Source organism: Roseivirga ehrenbergii (genome assembly GCF_001593005.1).
Taxonomy (GTDB): domain Bacteria; phylum Bacteroidota; class Bacteroidia; order Cytophagales; family Cyclobacteriaceae; genus Roseivirga; species Roseivirga ehrenbergii.
Genome location: NZ_LQZQ01000018.1, coordinates 1 through 2,468, shown reverse-complemented (window position 1 = coordinate 2,468; position 2,468 = coordinate 1). Strand labels below are relative to the sequence as shown.

Below are 2,468 nucleotides of genomic sequence, written 5' to 3'. Positions count from 1 at the left end.
TAATCAGGTAAGGCGAACTTTTGTCGGGAAATTGAGTTCCCAACTCTCCTTATTTTTTCTGCTTTCCATTTTTCTGTTTCCCGATCCACTGATTTTCTTTCCTTATTCATTCCTTAAAATATCTACTGGGTTGGAAAGTGCTGCTTTTATCGATTCATATCCTATAGTGAGTATCACCACCAAAAGGGCCAAGCCGAAGCCAGACAAAAACACCAAAGGTGAAATCGAAATGCGCAAATCAAAGTCTTGCAGCCAACCCGACATAAAGTAAAATGACACTGGCACAGCAATGAGCATAGCCACCAAAATGAGGAGAACATAATTGCTGATCAATCGCACAACAATACCAGAAACGCTTGCACCAAGTACCTTTCTGATACCGATTTCTTTATATTTCTGAGCAATGGTATAAGCGCTTAACCCGAAGGTGCCTAAAGCCGCAATTAGTATAGCTAACCAAGAGAAGTAATTGAAAATCTGGCCAAAGCGCTCTTCCTTTTCATAGTTAGCAGCCAATCGATCTTCTAAATAAGAAACCTCAAAAGGTGTTTCCCCAAATTCTTTATTCCAAGCTGTATTAACCTTGGCAATGGTTTCCTCTTGATTCTCTCCAGACAATTTAATATTTACATTATAGATTTGGCTGCTCGGAAACATAACATTCAGTGGCGCACCAGTTTTTAAATAGACATTAATGTCTTGATATACACCAATAATTGTACGCCTGGTCAGTTCATATTTATCGTTAAACACCTCTACCGACTGACCTATCGGATTTTCCCAAGCAAGTTTTTTTGCAACAGCCTCACTGATTAAAATGGAGTTATTAAAATCGTCTGAATTCTCTTCTTCAAAATCTCTTCCTTGCAATATTTCGATACCCAATGCTTTTCCAAAGTCAGGAGTAGTCCACGTGTAGGAAACCAACATTTCTTCCTTCTCAGTATCCATATTCCAATTCAGTGGCATTTGTGAAGTACTCTGTCCATATGGCAATGGAGAGGCCACTACTTTTTCGACTCCCGCTATACCTTCTATTACAGATTTAAATACAGGGTAATCTATGTTGCTAGGCTTGGCCGTTGTAAGCACTCCTTTGGGATCGATCCCTAAGTCACCAGACTTGAATAACTGCACTTGACTTTTGATGATAAGCGTACCAAAAACTAAAACGAGAGTAATGGCAAACTGAAAGACTACTAAGGATTTGCGAAGCCTTCCTTTTCCTTGAATTTGCCCACCTTTAAAAATCTTTAACGCATTGAATCTACTCACAAAAACAGAAGGATAAAGCCCTGCTAAAAGCGTAATTAGAGGAACTAATCCCAAAATAAAAGCAAGATTGAAAGGGTTATTAAAGTAATCTAAACTCAAGTGTTTTCCTGAGAGCTGATTGACCAATGGCAAGCAAATTTCAGCCAAACCTGCAGCTATAGCCACCGAAATGAGCGTCAGTACAAAGGTTTCGATCAGAAATTGCTTTTGAATGTGCCCGTTATTAGCGCCAGCCACTTTTCGCACTCCTATTTCTTTCAGCCTAGAAAATGATTTTGCAGTAGCCGAATTGATATAATTGATACAGGCAATGCACAAAAGGAGAATACCAACTATAGCAAAAATATTGATGAACTGTTTGTCACCAGAAACACCAGAGGCCGTAAAAGACCTTTCACTTTCCAAGTATAAATCTCCAAAATCCTCAATCAAAAAATTAATTTGATCCACTCCAGGATAGCCGCCTTCTTTAGCAATTTCTTTTAGTTGAGCTGAAAGTTCTTCAGTATTGATTGGTGTTGAAAACAGACCATAAAACAAACCTTTGGGCTGCCAAGGGCTGCCTGTGTTTACTTTAGGAAAGGTTTTAATAAAATTGAACTGAAAACGGGAGTTATCAGGAATATCCTGCAATACACCTGAAATGATATAAGTTTGATCATTATTCGCGAATTTCAAAGTTTGGCCCAATGGGTTTTTCCCTTCGAAGTATTTGTTCATAATGTATTTTGAGATGACCAAACTATTGTCGGCAACCAGCGCATCATTTTCATTTCCATACAATAGAGGGAAATCGAAGATTTGGAAGATTTCAGGGTCGGCTGTGTAGAGTTCATCTTCAAAAACTAGTTCGTCCTTGTACTTTAAAATTGTCCTTGTCCCAAAATCAATTCGTGCTGCCTTTTCTAGCCCGGGAATTTTACTTTTCATTTGATCGATCACTGGATCAGCCATCCCAAAAACAAAGCCTCTATCATGGACCGAAATACCACGGTAGATGCGATCTACTTTGGTGTGAAATTTATCATAAGTGATTTCATCGCGCACAAACAGCGTGATCAATACAAAGGCTGCCACACCAACGGACAGACCAATAACATTCACTAAAGTGAAAACCGGGTTCTTCTTTAGCGATCTTAATGTGGTAATGAAGTAACTTTTTAGCATTATCAGTTATCGGTTATCGGTTATCG

At 38.8% G+C, this 2,468-nt stretch carries 1 protein-coding gene; it reads right to left on the bottom strand.

Going from position 1 to position 2,468, the window contains the following annotated elements:
• Positions 1–102: 102 nt before the first annotated feature.
• Entirely contained in the window at positions 103–2,442 is a 2,340-nt protein-coding gene (locus MB14_RS09075; protein WP_062591253.1) for an ABC transporter permease, read from the bottom strand.
• Positions 2,443–2,468 lie beyond the last annotated feature (26 nt).

Coding starts and splice junctions, on each gene's coding strand:
- MB14_RS09075 (WP_062591253.1), bottom strand. CDS start 2,442: ATGCTAAAAAGTTACTTCATTACCACATTAAGATCGCTAAAGAAGAAC.